The following is an 18,833-nucleotide window of genomic DNA, read 5'->3' as shown; positions in this document are numbered from 1 at the left end:
TTTGCCGATTGGAGGAGACGTGATCAGGGCCGAGTACATCACACGCCGGGGCTGCCCCGCGTGCGAAGCCTACAGGAAGGCGGTCATAGAGCCGCTTGCAGCCGAATACCCAGACCAGGTGCGCGAGCACTGGGCATGGGACGGCCTCATGGAGCGGCTGAACAACTCCGAGCGCATAACGCGCATCCCCATGGTGGTGATAACCGACGAAGGCGCGGAGGTCATGCGCCTTGCCGATCTGCCGACGCTAGAACGCCTTGAAGACATCCTAGACCCCTCGTAGCGGGCGAATCTCACGCACGCGGGACACTGGCTTGGTCAAAGACCGACCGAGCGTTGAAGTCGTTAAAAGCCACGGCATCGGGCAGGCGTGGAACCCGCTAAAAGCTACGGCGAAACGTGCAGGCATGAGCCACGAGAAACCTTATGGAGGGTGCGAAACATGGCGAAAGACGGAAACCGACAGAAGTTCGCTGGCGTAGCGGACGGAAACCTCACGCCGCCGCAGGGCGGAAGTGCCGACCCCGCAAGCGATGGTACAGAAGGCAATGAGGGCACCGACCCAGACCCCGAGCCTAGCGGCAACGAGGGCAACGGCACCGACCCCAAGCCCTCGGGCAAGACGTACACCGACGACGAGGTGAACGCCATCGTGCAGCAGAAGCTCGCGCGCGAGGGCAAGAAGCTCGAAAAGCGCATCCGCGAGGAGCTTGCGCAGCAGGCCGACGACAAGCGCTCCGAGGCCGAGAAGCTGGCGGGCATGAACGACCTGCAGCGCGCGCAGTACGAGCTGAAGAAGGCCCAGGGCGAGAAGGCCGAGCTTGAGCGTCGCATCAACCTCGCCGAGCAGATGGGCGTCGCGCGCTCCGAGCTGAAGGCCGCAGGCATCGACCTCGGCGACGAGCTGCTGTCCATGTTCGTTACGGAGAAGGCCGACGACACCAACGCCGCCATCTCCAAGATCAAGGAGCTGTTCCCCAAGGCGGTAAACGCCGCCGTGCAGGAGGCGCTGAAGCGCCAGCCCCCGAAAGACGGCGCGGGCACCGAGCCCAGCCAGTCGTTCGCGTCGAAGTTCGCATCCGATTACAGCAACCGAATGAACGGAGGAAAGAAAGATGGCGCTCAATAAGGCGTTCACCTACGGCGAGTCCCAAAGCATCCTCGATTCCGAGGTGGGCATCGTCGCGAAGACCCGCACCGCCACGCAGGCCATGGCCAAGGAGGTCGATGGCCGCAAGCTCATCAAGGCGGGCGCACTCTTCACGGGCACGTCCGAGTCCGGCGTGTTCCTTGAGGACTACGACATGACCGACACCGACAAGTGCCCGGCTGCGGTCATCTTCCAGGGCCGACTCAAGGCCGACAAGGTATCCGCCGAGGCCAAGGCGAAGAAGGCAGACCTCGCCGCAGCAGGCCTCTACCTGGTTTAACGAAAGGAGCAGCGCAACATGCGTCTCATCTCTGAACTCATCACCGAGCGCGACATGCTCGACTTCTCGCAGGGCTTCAACGTCCAGCGCAGCTACACAGGCTCCCGCCTGTTCCCCGACCGCAAGACGCAGTACATCGAGGCCGAGTACACGCGCCTTTCCGAAAACGGCAACCTGCCCACCGTGGCAATGATCCACGGCTTCGACACCGAGGCCCACATCGGCTCCCGCGTGCCGTTCGAGCGCGTGACCACCGAGTCCCTGCTCATCAAGGAGAAGATCAACCTCTCCGAGCGCCTGCGCCGCATCACGCGCGGCCTCGACATGCAGATGGACTCCGTGCGCCGCTACGTCTTCGACGACGTGGCCCGCACCGCAGAGTCCGTCGTCACGCGCGCCGAGAAGGCCAAGATCGAGGCTCTGACCACGGGCAAGATGGTCATCGCCGAGAACAACGTCTCCATGGAAATCGACTTCGGCGTGCCCGAGGACCAGAAGGTCACCGCCAAGTGGGCCGTGGCCGACACCGACATCCTGGGCGACATCGACAATTGGGTGACCATCGCGCAGGGCAAGGGCCAGACCCCGACCGTGGCCGTCACCTCCAAGAAGGTGTTCTCCCTCATCCAGCGCAACGCCGCCGTGCAGAAGGCCATCTTCGGCGTGAACGGCGCGGGCATCCTGCCCAGCCTGGCGCAGGTCAACAACCTGCTCGCGCAGCAGTTCAACGGCCTCACCATGTCCATCGACGAGGAGCGCTACGGCATCATCGGCGCGGAGGGCGGCAGCGTTTCGCAGGGCCGCTTCTTCCCCGAGGGCAAGTTCGTCATGTGCTCCGTCGGCTACGACGGCTCCGTTGGCACGGGCCTTTGGGGCGTCACCCCCGAAGAGCTTGAGCAGGGCGGCGCCTTCGACGAGAAGCGCCAGATGCAGTTCGTCACCTGCACCCGTTGGGACACCCCCGACCCCGTTGCCACGTGGACGAAGGCCTCCGGCGTGTTCATCCCCGTGCTGCCCAACGTCTACGGACACATCATCGCGACCATCGACACCACCTCCACCCAGGCGCTCGAAGACGAGTCCAACCACGTGGAGGGCTAGCCATGGCCGCGCTCGTAGACCGCGTTAAGGCGCGATACCTGCCCGACGAGGCCGTGCCGGACGACTCGGCAATCGAGGAGATGATCCAGACGGTCACCGACCGTCTGCTCATCCGCCTCAAGGTCGAGAGACTTCCGCGCCTGGCCGAGTCAATCGCCGTCGATGCGGCGGTGAAGGCCCTGCGCCTGCGCGGCTACGAGGGCAGCACCTCCGAATCGGCGTCCGACGGCGGCAGCATGTCGAACTCGTTCATCGACGACGTGCTGTCCGCCTATTCCGACGACATCGAGGCCCTGCGCGAGGCGTGTCGCCCCAAAGGCATCAAGTTCATGGGAGCGCGCCGATGAAGTGGTGTAGGGCAAAGGCCTATAGACGCGAGCAGACGGGCATCGACGAGCTGCACAACCCCATTTGCTCGACCGTCGAGGCGTTCGACTTCTTCGTTCGCTTCGGCCCGAGCCACAAGGTTCGCAGCGCCGAGGCGGGAAACGCCTTCGACAGCGTTTCCCGCGCCCTGCTCACCAAGCGCCCGGCAAGCGACTTCGCTGGCATCTGCGGCGTCGAGGTCAAAGGGGCTTCCTACGAGGTCGAGAACGTCATGGCCGACGGCGACGCAACCGTCGTGAGCGTCAAGAGGTGCAAGCCATGGGCCTCGTGATACGCGACGTGAACGGTCTTGCCGAAAAGCTCAACCGCCTTTCGCACGTAAGGTTCGAGGCCGTGATCATGAAGAACATGGCCCAAATCTACAACCGTGGCAAAGCGGACGGCGGAACGCCCGTATCTACCGAGAAGACCAGGCCTGGTGGGCCACACGGCGAGCTGCGCATGTCGTTGGGGCAGTCCGGCGACACCGTCGGATACGCGAAGGACTACGCGCCTCACGTCGAGTACGGCCACCGCACGGTGAACGGCGGATACGTGGAGGGGCAGCGATTCCTGCAACGCAACGTCAAGGCGCAAGAGCCGATATTCAGACAAGACCTAATCGACCAGCTACGGAAGCTCTAGGGAGGGCGCGATGATCCAACGATTAAGCCTCGCGGTGTTCCTCGGTTGCCTCATAGAGGCCATCGAGGCGGGTACCGGCACCAGCTGCTACGACAGCCCAGAGAATCGTGATTCGCCGCTTTACAGCGTCGAGCTGCAATCGACGCAGCCTGAGAACACCAAAACCATGTACATCGACGCCATCACCGTTTGGGTGCACTGCATCAGCGAGCCAGTGCGCCCATACAGCAACGCCAAGGTGCTCGGCATGGTGCAGCGGCTCGAACAGGCGCTTGCTGACGGCTTCGAGCTTCCAGCGCCGTTCAGCCTCTACCGCACGACCTGCAACGGCGTGCAGACCGTAAAGAAAGACGAGACCGACGAGGGCCACGCCATCGCGGAGTTCACCTTCCGCGTTTGCTACGGCCTCCGCGTCAAGAACTAGAAAGGAACCGAGATGTCTACTGCTCAGCAGGACACCAACCTCATCGGCTGCGACTTCGACGCAGCAACCGCCAAGGCCCTCAGCGGCAACGACATCGTTGCCCTCGTTACCGACAAGACCGGCACCGAGCTGCTCGCCGTGAGCGGCCAGCAGGGACTCAAATTCAACATGAGCCAGGACAACACAGAGGCCGCGACCAAGGACGACGCCATCGGCGGCTGGACGCTCAAGTTCGCCAGCTCCAAGAGCTGGGACGCATCCATCGACGGCCTGTACTCGCCCGACGACTCCGCCACGAAGACCGTCGCCAAGGCGCTTGCCGAGGGCGAGTACCTGTGCCTGAAGGTCTGCAAGCGCATCCGCACGAGCGCGAACACCAAGTACGTTCCGCTGCGCATGGGCCTCGCGCTCGTGTCCTCCGACAGCTTCGAGGCGCCGAACGACGACAACGCCACCTACTCCATGGAGTTCCAGGGCACGGGCAAGCCGTGGCTCTACGAGACCGCATCCGAGGAGCAGATCACCGCAGCCACCATCACCGTTTCCAACAGCTAAGGAGCCTGACCAATGGCAGAAGACACCGAACTCGACGCATTCCTTGAGGATTCCGCCGCAGACGCCACGGAAGCCGAAGACATCGTGAACGAGCTTGAGCAAGACCCCGAGAGCATGGAGCCGCAGACCTTCACCGTGCGCGGCCACGTCTGCGAGATCCGATTCTCGCGCAAGCGCATCGACCTCTACGAGGAGCGCCACACGCCGATCATCGCCTCGTTCTACAAGAACGACGGCATGTTCACCTTCAAGGAGCTTGCGGCCATCGCGGGCTACGGCCTGAAGGTACAGGGCGGCGGCTACTTCCTGCCGCAGAAGGCCGAGGAAATCGTGAACAAGCTCATCGACACGAACGGCTACCCCGTCGTGTTCCAGGCCGTGATGATGGCGCTTCAGCGCGACTGCGCTTTTTTATTCAAGGGCGCAGGGAACTAGCCCTAACGCGCCTCACCGGCTTCGACTACTTCACCGCCAAGCCGAAAAGCGGCGAAGCCGCGCAAGACGCCGCCCTGTTCCGCAGGGAGGCCGACTTCGCGTTCTTCGCCGCCAGGCTCGGTTGGGATTACGAGCAGTACGCGCAGCACACGCCCGTGCAGCTCGCGTTCGTGCGCAAAGAGCTTGAGACCGTGACCGTCGACCAATCGAACCTCTTCAAGGACGCCGTACAGGTGGCGGTTGCCAACTGCCTGTCCAAGAAGCGCCACAAGCTCTGGAAAAAGCGCAACGGCTCCTTCCGCGAGGACTCCTTCACCTACGAGGAGATCGACGCGCTGAAGGAGCAGCACCGAAAGAACCCGCCATGGACGCCTTGGGGAGGAGGCAAGCTGAATGGCTGATTACGTTCTCTCCGCCAAGGGAACCTACGACGGCTCGAACTTCGACTCGGGCGTCGATGGCTCCGCATCGAAGCTCAAGGGCCTCACCGAGACGGCCAAGGGCGTCGGCTCGCAGGTGGCGGGATACTTCGCGAACAGCTTCGGCAGCGTTGCGAAGTCAATTGGCAACGCCATCGGAACGGTTACCGCAGGCGTTACCACGCTCGCCGCCACCGGCGGCATGAGCCGCGCCTTGAACATCGAGAAGGCCCAGACGATGTTCAAGGGCATGAAGCTCGAATGGAGCGACTTCTACAGCACAATCCAGCAATCAGTTGACGGAACGGCGTTCGGCTTCGACACCGCCGCGCAGGCGTGCGCCCAGCTCGCCGCATCTGGCGTCGCCGCCGGCAACGACATGGAAAAGGCTCTGAACGGCTGCGTGGGCACAGCCGCCACGTTCGGCCAGGACTTGGGCGACCTCTCCTCGATTTGGGCCAAGGTGGCCGCGAACGGCAAACTCTCAGGCGAGCAGGTCGCGCAGTTCACCGACCGAGGCATCAACGCAATATCAACGCTATCGACCTACTTGGGCAAGTCCTCCGACGAGGTTTCCAAGATGGTCACGGCTGGCAAGATCGACTTCCAAACCTTCTCCGACGCCATGTATTCCGCGTTCGGCGATTCGGCAAAGGCGGCGAACGAGACCTTCACCGGCTCCATGGCGAACATGAAGGCCGCGCTCTCGAAAATCGGCCAGGATTGGATGACTCCGCTCAAGGACTCCGCCATCCCCGTGTTCAACTCCATACGAGGCGTACTGAACTCGTGCCGTGCGGCGCTGAAGCCGCTCACCGTGGCCTTCGGCGAGTTCCTGGGCGTCACATACGACGCGCAGGGCAACCTGACGCGCACAGGCGGCGCGGTCGAGAAGGTGTGCGGGTTCCTCGACAGCCTGGCCGAGAAGATCCAGGGCGTAGACCTCTCGCAGCTCGGAACGGGCGGTAAGGTGGCCGCCGCCGCTTTGGCCGGCCTAGCCGCCGTGTCGCTTGGCGGCCTCATCGGGCAGATTCCCGTGCTCGGCGCGCTTGCCAACTCGCTTACGGGCGGCATCGTTCCGGCTCTGAAGGGCGTTGCCACTGGGTTTCTGGCGCTTTCCGCGCCTGCTGCGGTCGCTGTCGCGGCAATCACCGCCTTCGCGGCAATCTTCGCCTACAGCATGGCAACCAACGAGGCGTTCCGCAACTCCATGGTCGGCATCGCTTCGAGCATCGCGTCATCGCTCACCCCGGCGTTCCAGAGCCTCACGGCTTTGGCCGAACCCCTTCAAGGGCTTTTCGCCGCCGCCGTAATCGTCGTGAACAGCTTCTCGCTCGCCATCGGCGGGCTGGTTGCGGCAATCGCGCCGGTCATCGCCTCGATCGTATCGGGCCTCGTTCCCGTAATCGGAACGATCATCGACGCGGTAGGCCAGGTGGCGCTAGCCATCACGACGACGGTTTGCCCAATCATCCAGCAGGTGACCGACCTCATAACGGCCAACATGCCGCTGATCCAGCAGGTCATATCTGACGCATGCACGCTTATCCAGACGGTCGTCTCCACGGTGCTTCCCGTTTTGGTCGAGATAATCACATCGACGATGACCGCTATTCAGGGCGTTATCGATGCCGTTTGGCCGTACATCTCGGTCATCGTGACGTCCGCCATGCAGGCGATCCAGGACATCATCACGATTGTCTTGGGCGTCATCAACGGCGACTGGGGTTCCGTTTGGAGCGCCATCCAATCGCTGGCAGCGAACGTGTGGAGCATCATCCAGAACGTCATCAGCGGCGGCGTTGCGCTCATCCAGGCGGTCATACAGAACGGCCTCGCGCTCATCCAGAGCGTGTGGGACTCGATTTGGGGCGCTATCGGCAACTGGGTGACCAGCACGTGGAACAGCATCAAGACTGCCGTGCAAGGCGGCATCAACAACGTGAAGTCGTTCATATCGGGCGGCCTGTCCACGGTGCAATCCATCTGGTCGTCAGCATGGAACGCGGTCGGCAACATCCTGAACAACGCGTGGAGCAACATCCGCAACGGCGTGTCGAACGGCATCAACTCCGTGGTGAGCTTCGTGTCGTCGATTCCCGGGCGAATCGTGAGTGCGCTGGGGAACCTCGGCTCCCTGCTCTACAGCGCCGGCAGCTCCATCATCAGCGGCCTGCTCAACGGCATCAAGTCGAGCATCGGCGGCGTGTACGACTTCGTTTCCGGCATCGCGGGCAAGATCGCCAGCCTCAAAGGCCCGAAGCGCAAGGACTTGCGCCTGCTCATCCCGAACGGCGGCTGGATCATGCAATCCCTCGAAACGGGCCTGAAGAAGCGCTTCGAGGGCGTGAAGGCCACCGTATCGGGCTTCGCCGACGACCTGAGCATGTCGTTCGGCGGAAACAGCGTCACCTACGAGACCGGGGCGGCGGCAGCCGTCGGCTCGGTTTCCGGTGGCGACACCTATTACCTGTCAATCGACGGAGCTACGGCGAACGCAGACGTGGCGGTGGCCGACGCCATCGACACCTTGGTTGCCGCAGCCCGCCGCTCATCCACAGCGAGGAGGTAGCCCGTGGGAGAGCACACAAGGGAGATACAGATCGCGGGCCGCAACCGCTGGTATCGCGGCTACATCTCCGTTGACAGCCAGTGGAACGTCAACGACACCACGACTCGCCTGCGAGTCACCGCAGCGATCGACGACAAGTACGCCGCCGAGTACGGAACGCACTACGACGTCGTGGTGAACGGCTCGGTGCGCAGCTCGCGCGACGTCGTGCTGAACAACTACGGCAACTGGGCGACGCGCGACGCGGTGACATTTGATGTGGACGTGCCGCGCGGCGCGAGCGGCTGGAACTGCCCGGTGCAGGTGCACGTCTACGGCAAGACGTACAACAACTACTACGGCTCTGCCGGCGGCGACGCGTGGGCGACCGTGTACGCATGGGTGCCGCAGCGCGGCTACTCGCAGCCGCATCCGCCCAAGAACTGCAAGCTGCAGCGCGTGTCCGACACGTCGCAGAAGATAACCTGGGACGTCGATTACACGGGAATGGACGGTGCCTACCCGTGGGCGGGCGTCTACGTTGACCGCCGCACCGACGATGGCTCATGGGTGAACATCGCCGACGTTTCGTGGGACGTCCAGAACTACACGGACAACTCGACCAAGGCCGGGCACAAGTACGAGTACCGCCTGTGCGCGCACGGCCCCGGCGGCAACTCCGTTCACGCGTCAGTTGGCACGACCTACACCACGCCCAACGCGCCGTCGCGCGTTGAGGCCGTGAAGGCCGGCGCTACCGAGGTGACCCTGCGCGTGTACGGCGCCGCGGCGTACGCAAACGCGTGGGGCGTCCAGCGATCTGTCGACGGCGGCTCGACGTGGGCGGGCATAACGACGACCACCGAGGGCGAAGACCCCGCATGGCTCGACCTGCACGACAAGGCCGCGCCAGCCGGAACGGTCGTCTACCGCGTTCAGGCGAAGCGCGGCTCGCTCGCCTCGGCGTGGGTGAAGTCGAACTCGGTAACCACCATCACGCCGCCGCTCGCCCCGAAGGTCACCGCGCCGACCGTGGTGGCCACCGGAAGCCAGGCGGCGGTGTCGTGGGTTCCGAACCATCCGGACGGCTCGCAGCAGACCGCCGCGCAGGTCGAGTTCAGCGGCCCGAGCGCGATCACCGAAAGCGTCACCACGGCGAAGAGCATTAAGAAGTCGCTCGCCAAGGGCAGCTGGAGGGTGCGCGTTCGCACCAAGGGCCTGCACGCCGATTGGGGCGCGTGGTCTGACTACGTGCCGTTCGTGGTCGCCGATTACCCGTCGTGCTGGGTTGCCTCGCCTGCGACCGACGGCGTGCTCATCGACTCCGTGCCGATGACCGTTCAGGTATCGGCCTCCGACGAGACAGGGATAGCCAATGCCACGCTGACGCTTTCCGAGGTCGGCGGAGCGACGATAGCCACGGCCGACGTGACGAGCATGAAGCCCGTCGAGCTTGGCAGCTACACGACCATCAAGAACGGAATCGACTACCTGCTCACCTTGACGGTGACGGGCGGCTCGGGCCTGTCGAAAACGGCCACGCGCCGGTTCAAGACGCACTGGGCGGAGCCGGCAACCCCCGTAATCACCGTGACGTACGGCGATGACCTCACGTGCCACGTGAAGGTGGAGAACGGCGTTTCCGCCTACAACGTCGAGGAGACGACGATCATAGGCCCGATGGCCTACGACGAGGACACGGGCGAGATACCCATGCTCGGCACGATCACGTGCGACGGCGACGAACTGGTGCTTGGCGACGCGTCGAAATGCGTCGGCTTCGTGGTCGAGCGCGTGCTGGACGAGGGCGACCACCTTCTCACGTCGAGCCTGCTCGATGCCCAGGAAACCATCGACCGCGTGCCGCCGCTCAACGCCGACTTCAAGTACCGCGCAACTGGCACTGCGGCGAACGGAACGTCTTCCTACGCCGAGGCCAAGGCGAACCTGCACGCCGAGTGCATGGCGCTCAACTTCGGCCAGGATGCCTCGACGCTGCTCAAGATGGAGCTTGACGCCAAATACTCGACATCTGCGGCGCGAAGCTTCAACAGCTTCCATTTCGCCGACGGCGGGGAAAACGGTGGGCTTCCGCAGTCGTATGCGCTCGATGAGGCAGACCTTGCGACATCGGCCTCTTGCCTGCTCGAACGCGACGGGCACGACCTGTTCCGCAAGATCATGCGCACACAGTGGCAGGGCTGGTGGCGCGGCCTCGCCGGCGAGCGCGCGTTCGGTGCGATGACTTTCAACGAGTCGCTTAAATCTGCGGGGCTTTGGTCGGCATCGGCGAAGGTCGAGCACGATGTGTTCGAGGAGCCGAGCAATGCCTGATTGGAAAAAGCGATTCACGGCCTCGTACCGCTTTATGCGCGTTGACCGAAAGACCGGCCTCGATGTCGAGCGACTGCGCAACATCCGAAACGGCGGGAGCATCGAGCGAAACCAGGACACCAGCTACGAGACGGGCAAGATCGACTACCTCGGAACGCTCGACCTCGGTAGTGACCTCCTGCGCATCTACCTCGATGCCACGTTCCCGGACGACACAACGGTATCGGAGCCGCTTGGTACGTTCGTCGTATCGACGCCAAAGCGTTCAACTGGCTACAACTCGTCTGAAGCAGACCTATCAGGCCGCTTGTCCGAGGTTGCGGAAGACGAGTTCGACGCCCCGCGCTCGCTTGCGGCTGGCAGCAACGCCGTCGGCGAGGCGGCGAAGCTCCTGCGCGAGGTCGGCCTTGAGGTTATCGCCAACCCGTCCGACTTCACGCTAACGACCACGTGGGTTATCGGGGCAATCGGCAACGGGGAGAGCAACTACGCCACCCGCCTGAAGGCCGTAAACGCCCTTCTCGATGCGGCGGGCTTCAGCTCGGCGTCGTGCGACCCGATGGGGCGCGTGCTGCTGCGCCGCTACGTCGAGCCTGACAAGCGCGCGCCAGCGATGGTCATGGAAGAGGGCAAGCGGGCGCGCTTCGAGGACGGCGGCACCGAGGAGCTGGACAAATCGGGCGTGGCGAACGTCGTGCACGTCGATTACTCGACATCCGACGAAAGCATAAGGGGCACGGCAATCGACTCCGACCCCAACAGCCAGTACTCGACCGTCACGCGCGGTTGGCGCAAGTCGGCCAAGTACACGAAGAGCGAGCTTCCGGCAGGCTCCACGGCGGCTGAACGGCAGGCCAACGCCAACGCCGAGGCGGCGACCCTCCTGCGCACCCAGCAATCCGCGATCCACCGCCTGAAGGTGACGCACGTCTACGCGCCCGTGGGCGTTTCCGACGCCATCGAGGTTCGCTGGCCGAGCGCCGGCATCTTCGGGAACTTCGCGATACGTAAGCAGACTCTCACCCTCGTGGGAGGATGCCCGATGGAATTGGAGATGAGGCGATTTGAACGCTAGCACCATAGCCGACGCGGGCGAACAGCTTGCCGCCCTGTTCTCGCCGCAAGGCGGCTCGGGGCACTCCGTGGGCTTCGGCACCGTGAAGTCCGTCTCGGGCGCGACGCTCGCGGTCGCCATATCCGGCACGACGCTCTCGGGGCTTCCGATGACCACGGCATGCTCGGCGGCCAAGGCGGGCGACCGTTGCATCGTCGAGACCATCGGCCCGCAGGCTATCGTCACGGGCCTAATAGCCAAGTAAGGGAGGTATTGATGGCAGAAACGACCCAATACGCCGCCCTGATGCTCGACGCCAACGGGAACGTCGATAGGGTGCGCACGACCGACGGCAAGATCTACTACATTGCATCGACCATCGCCATGGATTCGGCGGAAGCGGCGCAAGAGGCCGCAGCGAACTGCAAGACGGCCATGGACAACGCCAACGCCGCCGAGGAAAAGCGGGTTTCGGCCGAGAAAACAAGGGCTTCGAACGAGACCTCGCGCCTCAACGCAGAGGTGAACCGCGCCAACAACGAAGTGGCCCGCGTCAACAGCGAGAACGCCCGCAAAACGGCCGAGTCCTCGCGAGCAAGCGCCGAGAGCGCCCGCAAGTCTGCCGAATCGACGCGCGAAAGCAACGAGGCCGCCAGAAAGACGGCCGAGTTGAAACGCCATGACGAGCACATCGCAGACCAACAGGCCTCGTCGAACGCCGCAGCTGCCGCCAGTGGCGCGGCCTCGCGCGCCGACGCGGCGGCAAACCAGGCCCTACAGATCGCCAACTCGATCGCCCAGGGCAGCGTCGGCGATTCCAGCATCGCAGACCTGCGCAGCCAGAACGAGAAGCTGGCCTCGATGCTCGCGAACGCCACGGGCAAGTTCTTCTTCATGGGCGGCACCGTCTACGCCCCGTCGGCGAAGGCGTCAATAAGCAACGGAACCGTCACGCTCGGCTCCACCTGCTCGGTATCAGGCACGACCATCGTGCTCGCATAGAAAGGAAACTCAAATGGCAACAGTGAACGCAGAGCGCTTCGGCATTGACGGGCAAACCTACACGCTCATCGACGGCACGGCCCGAGAGAACGCCCAGCTGGCGCTCAACAACGCGGAGTACAACCGCCAGAGCCTCATCGGCAAGTACGGCGGGCAGAACATCGCCACCATCCTTGCCGGGGAGATCGGCAGCGGTACGGTGTACGACGCCCTGCACAAGCGCATCGCCGCCGGCAACTTCGCTGGGCTGCGCGTCGGCGACTACATCGACGTGCCGCTCGTGAGCGCGTCAAACGTGGCGGCCCAGCAGTCCGTGCGCTTCCTGCTTGCGCACTTCGACCCGTACTACCAGTGCGGCGACAGCGCCAAGGGCCACCACATCGCGTTCATCGCGTCCGCGCCCGTCGCCGTGGCCAAGACCGTCACCGGCGGGGCCAACGACAGCTTCCTGATGTGGAACACCGCGAACACCAACCAGGGCACCGCAGACGTGAAGAACCCGTACCTGAACAGCAACCTCAAGGCGTGGGAGAAGCTGTTCGAGGCGTGCCTGCCCGAGGGGCTGACCAAGTACCTGCTCACCCAGCGCGTGCTGCTTGAGGAGCGTTACAGCGCGAGCGGCGCGCTCAGCGACTCCAACAGCTGGGGCTGGCAGGACATCGGCAAGGTGTGGTCGCCCTCCGAGATGGAGGTGTACGGCTGCCCGGTGTGGGGCACCAAGGGCTACAGCGTGGGCTTCGACTGCCAGTTCGACCTGTTCCGCGATACCGCGCACCGCTTGAACGGAACTCGGTACAACTGGTGGCTGCGTTCCGTCATGGGTGGCTCGTCGTCCAACGTGTGCTACGTCAACCACGGCGGCAATGCCAACTACTATTCGGCGACGGCCACCTGGGTTCGCCCCCGCCCCGGCTTCCTCGTCGGCTAGCCAGCCGAGTGCTCTATACTTCTCTTTCGATGCGACCGCCTTGCGCGGTCGCATCCCTGCCCGCGCAGCGGGCCGTTTTTTTCGCCACTATTTCCGGGAGGTGCCATGAGCGGCGTCTACCAGCGAAACCGCGAGGTGTCCGAGTACAAGTTCTTCACGCAGGCCATCGCCATCCGCGTGGAGGTCAACAAGCTCATGGCCTCCTCGTCGGTCGTGCCGAAAGCCTACAGGCTGCTGAACGCAGTCCCCACGGTGGAGACCGCGCGCAGCATCGTGTACAACGTCAACCGCGCCGACTGCTTCTACCCCAACAGCTCGTTCAACGCGCTTGAGCGCAGGCGTTACCTGACGCTGGCGATAGCCGACTGCGAGCAGCTGATGCTCGACATGCAGTGCCTCATGGACATCGGCCTGCCCGTGAACGCCAACCGCTTCGAGGCGCTGGCGGGCATGGTCGAGGAGGAGATCAAACTGCTCAAGGGCGCGCGCAAGAACGTACGCGTCACCGGCAAGAAGACGACAGAGGAGCGCATAGCCGAGGCCGAGGCCGAGCTAGAGCGCCTGCGTTCGTTATAATGGGCGGCGGTCCCGCCTTGTATATCGGTACAATTGGTGGCTGCGTTCCGTCATGGGTGGCTCCTCGTCCAACGTGTGCTACGTCAACAACAACGGCAATGCCAACTACAATTCGGCGACGAACACCTGGATTCGCCCCCGCCCCGGATTCCCTTACTGCCAGACCGAGTAGGCCAGCGTGCCGAAAGCAGAGCGCGAAGAGGAAGGAAGGCGCGACCATCGGGCCTACGCCCGTAAATACGCACCCCGCGAGGGTGGCCGGACGCTGCTTGCATGGCGCGGCGCTCCGTGGCTTCGCCGCGTTTCATGGCCATACCTCAAGCGGCTGTCAGAGCCACATTGCAAGCCGTGCGGGGTGCCTTCTATGAACTCGGAGCAAAGGCGGGCCGCACGCCGGAAGCGCCGCGAGGAGAAGCGCGCCAGGGCCAAGGCCGAGCGCGTCAAGGCGTGCACCCTTGAGACGGTGGCCGACCTCAACAGCCTGTGCAAGGCTTCCAAGCAGGCCGCGCGTGGCGTCATGTGGAAGGCCTCGACGCAGCGGTACATGAAGGACTACCTGCGAAACGCCGTGAAATCGCGCCAAGACCTTTTGGAGGGCCGCGACATATGCCGGGGCTTCATCCGCTTCGACCTATGGGAGCGCGGCAAGCTGAGGCATATCAGCGCCGTGCACTTCCCCGAGCGCGTGGTGCAGAAGTCGCTGTCCCAGAACGCGCTCGTGCCCGCGATCGTGCCCACCCTCATAGCCGCCAACTCCGCGAACATCAAGGGGCGCGGCACCGACTACGCCCTTAAGCTGCTCAAGCGCCACCTGACCGACAACTGGAGGAGGCACGGCGGCGATGGCTACATACTGCTGGGCGACTTCTCCGACTACTTCGCGCGCATTGCCCACGAGCCGGTCAAGCGGCAGGTGGCCGACGCGCTGCTCGACCCGCGCGTGGTCGCCCTTGAGCACCGCCTGATAGACGCGCAGGGCGAGGTCGGCCTGGGCCTGGGCAGCGAGCCAAACCAGATATGCGCGGTGGCGCACCCCAACCGCATCGACCACTACGTGGCCGAGATGCTGCGCCCCGAGGCCTACGGGCGCTACATGGACGACTTCTACCTGATCCACGAGTTCAAGGAGTACCTGCAAGTGTGCCTTCTGCTGATAGAGCACGAGTGCGCGAAGCTCGGCATCGCGCTGAACCCGCGCAAGACCCGCATGGTGAAGCTGACGCGCGGCTTCACGTGGCTGAAGAAGCGCATCTTCTACACCGAAACGGGCCGCATCGTCATGAAGCCGTGCCGCGACTCCATCACGCGCGAGCGACGCAAGCTGAAGAAGATGGCCCGCATGGTGGCCGAGGGGGTCATGACGCCCGAGCAGGTGCAGCAGAGCTACCAGAGCTGGCGCGGCGGCATGGCTCACTTGGACGCGCACCGCAGCGTGCTGGCCATGGACGCGCTGTACCGCAGCCTGTTCGAAAATCTCGCGGGGGGGGTTGCTCAATGCAACCAAGCCCGAAAGACGATTCGGGCGGAACGCCCTCGCCATAGCGGAAGGGCGGCAACTCAAAACGGCGGCCTAGACGGGTCGAAAACGAAATAACCAAGACAGCGAAGGCGTGCTGCGGCGCGCCTTCTTTCTTCGCGCCCGCCCAAACGGCCAGGCAATCTCACGGCGCTAATACGATGGCGGCACATTCCCCGATAAGGAAGGAGTCCGCATGGACACTGAGGAAGACATGCCGCGCCCCGACGAGCTTCGAGACGGCACCGTGGCCGAGGTCAACGCCCTGCGCGACCTGCTGTCGCAGATCGGCGACCCCGACGCGGCGCACGACGCGGGCGTTCTCGACGATGACGAGTACGTGGAGCGGAAGGCGCGAAAGCTCGCCTACACCTCCGCGCTCGCCGCCTACGCAAACGGCGAGGTGCCCGACCTCCCGGCGCTGCTCGAACAGATGCGCGAGCAGGCGTCCCAGCCGACGCAGACCGAGACCAACACGGCGAACATCGACTACCTGCTCATGACCGTGGGAGGTGACCAGTAATGGCTACGAAGAAAACCGTTGAGCATTCCAAGCACTTCGCGAAGGTCAAGAAGTACTACGACAAAGACCTTTGGAGCAAGGCGCGCGTCTACAAGGCTGTCGAGTGCAAATGGATCACCGCCGACGAGTACAAGGAAATCACCGGGGAAGAGTACGCGGAGGCCGAGTAATGGACATCGAGGCGGTAGCCCTCACGGCTTTCGTTTCAGGCCTCGTCGGCGCTATCGTCTCGGGCCTCGTGGCCGCGCTGAAGTCGCAAGGCAAGAAGGCCGTCGAGCGTTCCGAGGAAGAACGGGCCACCGACGAGGCCGTGAAGATGGGCATGCGGGCGCTTCTTTGGCGTGAGCTGAAGAACATCCACGAGCAGGCCGTCAAGCAGCACGGCCTCACGGTCGCCGACCGAAAGCACCTCGAAGGCGTCTACGCCGCCTACCACGGGCTGGGCGGCAACGGCACGGGAACGCGCCTCTACACGGACGCGATGAACCAGCCCGTTATCGACTAGGAAGGAAACGAAATGAGCGCAATCCAAGCAGCCCTGACCGTGGTGACGGTTCTAGTGGTTCCGTACCTCGTGCAGGCAATCAAGACCAAGGCCATGAGCGGCAACGCCGCCCGATGGGTCGCAATCGCGGTTTCCGCCCTGTGCGGCGCGCTGACCGCGATGGCGAACGGCATCCCGACCGACCCCAGCGCATGGGTGACTTCCATCTTCGCCTGCGTCGGCGGCGTGCAGGTGGCCTACGCCGCCTTCAAGGCCGTGGGCGTCACGTCGAAGTGGCTCGACTCGCTTCTGGCGCTCGGCGACGTGAAGAAGGAGGGCTAGCCATGGATGACGAGACCTTGGAAGAGCTTAACGACGGAAGGGGCGACGATGACGAAGAGTAGCCTCTGCACCTACGTCAACATCACGGGCAACCGAAACAACGGGCGTTCGGGCAACCGCGTTTGCAAGATCACGCCGCACTACATGGCGGCCCATTGGACGGGCAGGCAGTGCGCCGACTATTTCGCGGCCACGGCCCGCCAGGCAAGCTCGAACTACTGCATCGGCTACGACGGCGACATCGCCATGAGCGTGGACGAGGACGACCGCGCCTGGACTTCCGCGAGCAAGTGGAACGACGACCGCGCCATCACCATCGAGTGCGCGAACAACGCAGACTCCTCGCTCACCGACGCCACGTGGGCCGCGCTCGTCAACTTGTGCGCCGACATCTGCCGCCGCTACGGCTTCCGCCTCGCATACGACGGAACGCGAAACGCCACGCTCACCGAGCATCGCATGTTCTCCTCGACCGATTGCCCCGGCGCGTGGCTGCATGCCCGCATGGGTCAGCTCGCATCCGAGGTGAACGCGATTCTCGACGGCGGCAGCGCCCCGACCGTCGCGCCATCGGTACCGGCAGAGCAGCCGAGCGACACCGGCAAGGAGGGCACAGGCTTCAACGGAACCTACCGCTGCACGGTCGATTGCCTGAACGTGCGGGACGTGCCGGCGCTTTCAGGCTCCGTGGTCGCTTCCTACGGCAAGGGCGAGACGGTCAACCTCGACGACTGGTACTGCATCGCCGACGGCTACGTGTGGGGTCGTTACACCAGCGACAGCGGTCATACGCGCTACATCGCCGTCGGCAAGCCCACGGGCGGCTACGACCCGAACGACTACCTCGTGCGCGTTGGAACCGCTCAAGTGCAGACTGGCAACTCGGCGGGCACGTACCGCATTTGCGTCGATGCCCTGAACGTGCGCTCCGGCGCGGGCACCGGCTACTCGACCGTCGCCACCTACCATCGCGGAGAGACCGTGACGCTCGACGGCACGTTCGCATCCGCCGACGGCTACGTTTGGGGCCGCTACACGGGAGGTTCCGGCTACAAGCGCTGGATCGCCGTGGAAACCGCCTCTGGCGAGAAGTACGCCGAGAGGGTGTAGGTGATGCCGTACCCAAGCCCCGCCGACGAAGACCGCAACGGCGGGTGCGGCCCGCTTGTGGCGGCGGTGCTCCTGCTGCTCATCATGTTCGCCGCCGCCTCATGCGCCAGGCAGGCCATGGGAGCGCAGGAGATGACCGTATCGCCAGCCCGCACCGACGGCCCCATCTACGACCTGCCCGATGACGTGCATCAGCAGATCGTGTGCGACCGTTACAACCACGAGTATCTTCTGCTCACCACCGACGAGGGAGGCGTGTACCTCATGCCGTACCTCGACGAGAACGGTGACCAGGCGATTATGCCGCAAGCCTAGAGCGTGGTATCCTAAGCAGAACGATCGTCCCGAACGAGCATATTTCGGTTCGAGAAGTTGTTCGGACGGGGCACCATTTGAATTGAAGAGCCCGTTACCCTCGCGGTAGCGGGCTTTTTGCTACCGATATGCCGGGATTCGAACCCGACAGGGTGCGAAGCTGAGGAAACGCGCAAGCGTTTTCCAGCGCAGCACGCAAGGAGCGGAGCGACGCAGCGGAAGCGGGCGGCGCCAGCCGCACGCGGACATCCCGCTGGGGGCACCATTTGAATTGAAGAGCCCGTTACCCTCGCGGTAGCGGGCTTTTTGCTACCGATATGCCGGGATTCGAACCCGACAGGGTGCGAAGCTGAGGAAACGCGCAAGCGTTTTCCAGCGCAGCACGCAAGGAGCGGAGCGACGCAGCGGAAGCGGGCGGCGCCAGCCGCACGCGGACATCCCGCTGGGGGCACCATTTGAATTGAAGAGCCCGTTACCCTCGCGGTAGCGGGCTTTTTGCTACCGATATGCCGGGATTCGAACCCGACAGGGTGCGGACCCCGGCATCATCGCAAAGCCAGCGGGCAAAAAATAGCAAATATGAGTACTGTTACCATTTTAGTAACAGCGATTTCATGCCTTCAGAAGGCGATTTAGCCGTCAGGCGGGTAGCGCGCAGAGATGTGGTGTAAGAGGCGGGGCATGCCCCGCCTCTTCCCTTTCTTGAAAGGGAGGGGACACCGC

General features: G+C 63.9%; 26 protein-coding genes and 1 pseudogene. 26 read left to right on the top strand and 1 reads right to left on the bottom strand.

What is annotated here, in order from left to right; all coding sequences use genetic code 11:
- Positions 1-19 precede the first annotated feature (19 nt).
- The 10 genes from I2E45_RS00130 to I2E45_RS00085 all read left to right on the top strand — a co-directional run bounded on the left by I2E45_RS00130 (position 20) and on the right by I2E45_RS00085 (position 4,956).
- Entirely contained in the window at positions 20-283 is a 264-nt protein-coding gene (locus I2E45_RS00130; RefSeq protein ID WP_195443471.1) for a hypothetical protein, read from the top strand.
- A 159-nt stretch (positions 284-442) separates the two neighbouring features.
- On the top strand, positions 443-1,129 hold the full coding sequence (locus tag I2E45_RS00125) for a DUF4355 domain-containing protein (RefSeq protein WP_195443469.1): 687 nt from the start codon (positions 443-445) through the stop codon (positions 1,127-1,129).
- Complete coding sequence (locus I2E45_RS00120) at positions 1,116-1,430, top strand: hypothetical protein (protein WP_195443467.1); 315 nt, start codon at positions 1,116-1,118, stop codon at positions 1,428-1,430. The genes I2E45_RS00125 and I2E45_RS00120 overlap by 14 nt, the downstream gene beginning before the upstream one ends.
- Positions 1,431-1,448: 18 nt before the next feature.
- Positions 1,449-2,531, top strand: coding sequence for a major capsid protein (locus I2E45_RS00115; RefSeq protein WP_195443465.1), 1,083 nt, complete (start codon positions 1,449-1,451; stop codon positions 2,529-2,531).
- 2 nt (positions 2,532-2,533) lie between these two features.
- Positions 2,534-2,878 carry a hypothetical protein gene (locus I2E45_RS00110; protein WP_195443463.1) on the top strand — a complete coding sequence of 115 codons (345 nt, stop codon included), beginning with the start codon at positions 2,534-2,536 and terminating at the stop codon, positions 2,876-2,878.
- Positions 2,875-3,189 carry a hypothetical protein gene (locus I2E45_RS00105; protein ID WP_195443460.1) on the top strand — a complete coding sequence of 105 codons (315 nt, stop codon included), beginning with the start codon at positions 2,875-2,877 and terminating at the stop codon, positions 3,187-3,189. Before I2E45_RS00110 ends, I2E45_RS00105 begins: the two co-directional genes overlap by 4 nt.
- The gene (locus tag I2E45_RS00100) at positions 3,177-3,542 is read left to right on the top strand and encodes an HK97 gp10 family phage protein (protein WP_195443457.1); all 366 of its coding nucleotides are present in this window, start codon (positions 3,177-3,179) and stop codon (positions 3,540-3,542) included. The genes I2E45_RS00105 and I2E45_RS00100 overlap by 13 nt, the downstream gene beginning before the upstream one ends.
- A gap of 10 nt (positions 3,543-3,552) precedes the next feature.
- A complete protein-coding gene (locus tag I2E45_RS00095; protein WP_195443454.1) occupies positions 3,553-3,966 on the top strand; it encodes a DUF5072 family protein in 414 nt (137 codons plus the stop codon).
- Positions 3,967-3,978: 12 nt separating this feature from the next.
- On the top strand, positions 3,979-4,521 hold the full coding sequence (locus tag I2E45_RS00090) for a phage major tail protein, TP901-1 family (protein ID WP_195443451.1): 543 nt from the start codon (positions 3,979-3,981) through the stop codon (positions 4,519-4,521).
- Between the two features lie 12 nt (positions 4,522-4,533).
- Positions 4,534-4,956, top strand: a complete 423-nt coding sequence (locus I2E45_RS00085) for a hypothetical protein (protein ID WP_195443448.1) — start codon at positions 4,534-4,536, stop codon at positions 4,954-4,956.
- Positions 4,957-4,958: 2 nt separating this feature from the next.
- On the opposite strand, the gene I2E45_RS00080 is transcribed toward I2E45_RS00085, so the two are convergent.
- Positions 4,959-5,162: a hypothetical protein gene (locus tag I2E45_RS00080; RefSeq protein WP_195443445.1), complete on the bottom strand. Its 204-nt coding sequence runs from the start codon at positions 5,160-5,162 to the stop codon at positions 4,959-4,961.
- Between I2E45_RS00080 and I2E45_RS00075 the strand changes: the two genes are divergently transcribed.
- From I2E45_RS00075 to I2E45_RS00005, 16 genes and pseudogenes are all read left to right on the top strand, one after another.
- Positions 5,148-5,357 carry a hypothetical protein gene (locus I2E45_RS00075; RefSeq protein WP_138378128.1) on the top strand — a complete coding sequence of 70 codons (210 nt, stop codon included), beginning with the start codon at positions 5,148-5,150 and terminating at the stop codon, positions 5,355-5,357. The two genes, I2E45_RS00080 and I2E45_RS00075, sit on opposite strands and share 15 nt — an antisense overlap.
- A complete protein-coding gene (locus tag I2E45_RS00070) occupies positions 5,350-7,947 on the top strand; it encodes a tape measure protein (protein WP_195443443.1) in 2,598 nt (865 codons plus the stop codon). The genes I2E45_RS00075 and I2E45_RS00070 overlap by 8 nt, the downstream gene beginning before the upstream one ends.
- Positions 7,948-7,950: 3 nt before the next feature.
- Positions 7,951-10,260, top strand: a complete 2,310-nt coding sequence (locus tag I2E45_RS00065; RefSeq protein WP_195443440.1) for a fibronectin type III domain-containing protein — start codon at positions 7,951-7,953, stop codon at positions 10,258-10,260.
- On the top strand, positions 10,253-11,335 hold the full coding sequence (locus I2E45_RS00060; protein WP_195443438.1) for a hypothetical protein: 1,083 nt from the start codon (positions 10,253-10,255) through the stop codon (positions 11,333-11,335). The genes I2E45_RS00065 and I2E45_RS00060 overlap by 8 nt, the downstream gene beginning before the upstream one ends.
- Positions 11,325-11,579, top strand: a complete 255-nt coding sequence (locus tag I2E45_RS00055; RefSeq protein WP_195443436.1) for a hypothetical protein — start codon at positions 11,325-11,327, stop codon at positions 11,577-11,579. Before I2E45_RS00060 ends, I2E45_RS00055 begins: the two co-directional genes overlap by 11 nt.
- Before the next feature lie 11 nt (positions 11,580-11,590).
- The gene (locus I2E45_RS00050) at positions 11,591-12,316 is read left to right on the top strand and encodes a hypothetical protein (protein WP_195443434.1); all 726 of its coding nucleotides are present in this window, start codon (positions 11,591-11,593) and stop codon (positions 12,314-12,316) included.
- Between the two features lie 13 nt (positions 12,317-12,329).
- Positions 12,330-13,244, top strand: coding sequence for a DUF6273 domain-containing protein (locus I2E45_RS00045; RefSeq protein ID WP_195443433.1), 915 nt, complete (start codon positions 12,330-12,332; stop codon positions 13,242-13,244).
- Between the two features lie 105 nt (positions 13,245-13,349).
- Complete coding sequence (locus tag I2E45_RS00040; RefSeq protein WP_229058740.1) at positions 13,350-13,820, top strand: hypothetical protein; 471 nt, start codon at positions 13,350-13,352, stop codon at positions 13,818-13,820.
- Positions 13,821-13,854: 34 nt separating this feature from the next.
- Positions 13,855-13,992: pseudogene (locus tag I2E45_RS10320) on the top strand (DUF6273 domain-containing protein); the annotation flags it as partial.
- A gap of 192 nt (positions 13,993-14,184) precedes the next feature.
- Positions 14,185-15,414, top strand: coding sequence for an RNA-directed DNA polymerase (locus I2E45_RS00035; protein WP_195443431.1), 1,230 nt, complete (start codon positions 14,185-14,187; stop codon positions 15,412-15,414).
- Between the two features lie 118 nt (positions 15,415-15,532).
- A complete protein-coding gene (locus I2E45_RS00030; RefSeq protein WP_195443429.1) occupies positions 15,533-15,859 on the top strand; it encodes a hypothetical protein in 327 nt (108 codons plus the stop codon).
- Entirely contained in the window at positions 15,859-16,029 is a 171-nt protein-coding gene (locus I2E45_RS00025) for an XkdX family protein (protein WP_138378119.1), read from the top strand. Before I2E45_RS00030 ends, I2E45_RS00025 begins: the two co-directional genes overlap by 1 nt.
- The gene (locus tag I2E45_RS00020; protein ID WP_138378118.1) at positions 16,029-16,364 is read left to right on the top strand and encodes a hypothetical protein; all 336 of its coding nucleotides are present in this window, start codon (positions 16,029-16,031) and stop codon (positions 16,362-16,364) included. Before I2E45_RS00025 ends, I2E45_RS00020 begins: the two co-directional genes overlap by 1 nt.
- A 12-nt stretch (positions 16,365-16,376) precedes the next feature.
- Entirely contained in the window at positions 16,377-16,685 is a 309-nt protein-coding gene (locus tag I2E45_RS00015; protein ID WP_195443426.1) for a hypothetical protein, read from the top strand.
- Between the two features lie 48 nt (positions 16,686-16,733).
- On the top strand, positions 16,734-17,795 hold the full coding sequence (locus I2E45_RS00010; RefSeq protein WP_195443423.1) for an N-acetylmuramoyl-L-alanine amidase: 1,062 nt from the start codon (positions 16,734-16,736) through the stop codon (positions 17,793-17,795).
- A gap of 3 nt (positions 17,796-17,798) precedes the next feature.
- Entirely contained in the window at positions 17,799-18,110 is a 312-nt protein-coding gene (locus tag I2E45_RS00005; RefSeq protein ID WP_195443420.1) for a hypothetical protein, read from the top strand.
- The last annotated feature ends 723 nt before the right edge of the window (positions 18,111-18,833 follow it).

Origin of the sequence: Collinsella aerofaciens, from assembly GCF_015555045.1 — a bacterium.
GTDB lineage: Bacteria > Actinomycetota > Coriobacteriia > Coriobacteriales > Coriobacteriaceae > Collinsella > Collinsella aerofaciens_W.
The sequence above is the reverse complement of the archived record's forward strand: the minus strand, read 5'-3'. Positions and strand labels throughout refer to the sequence as shown.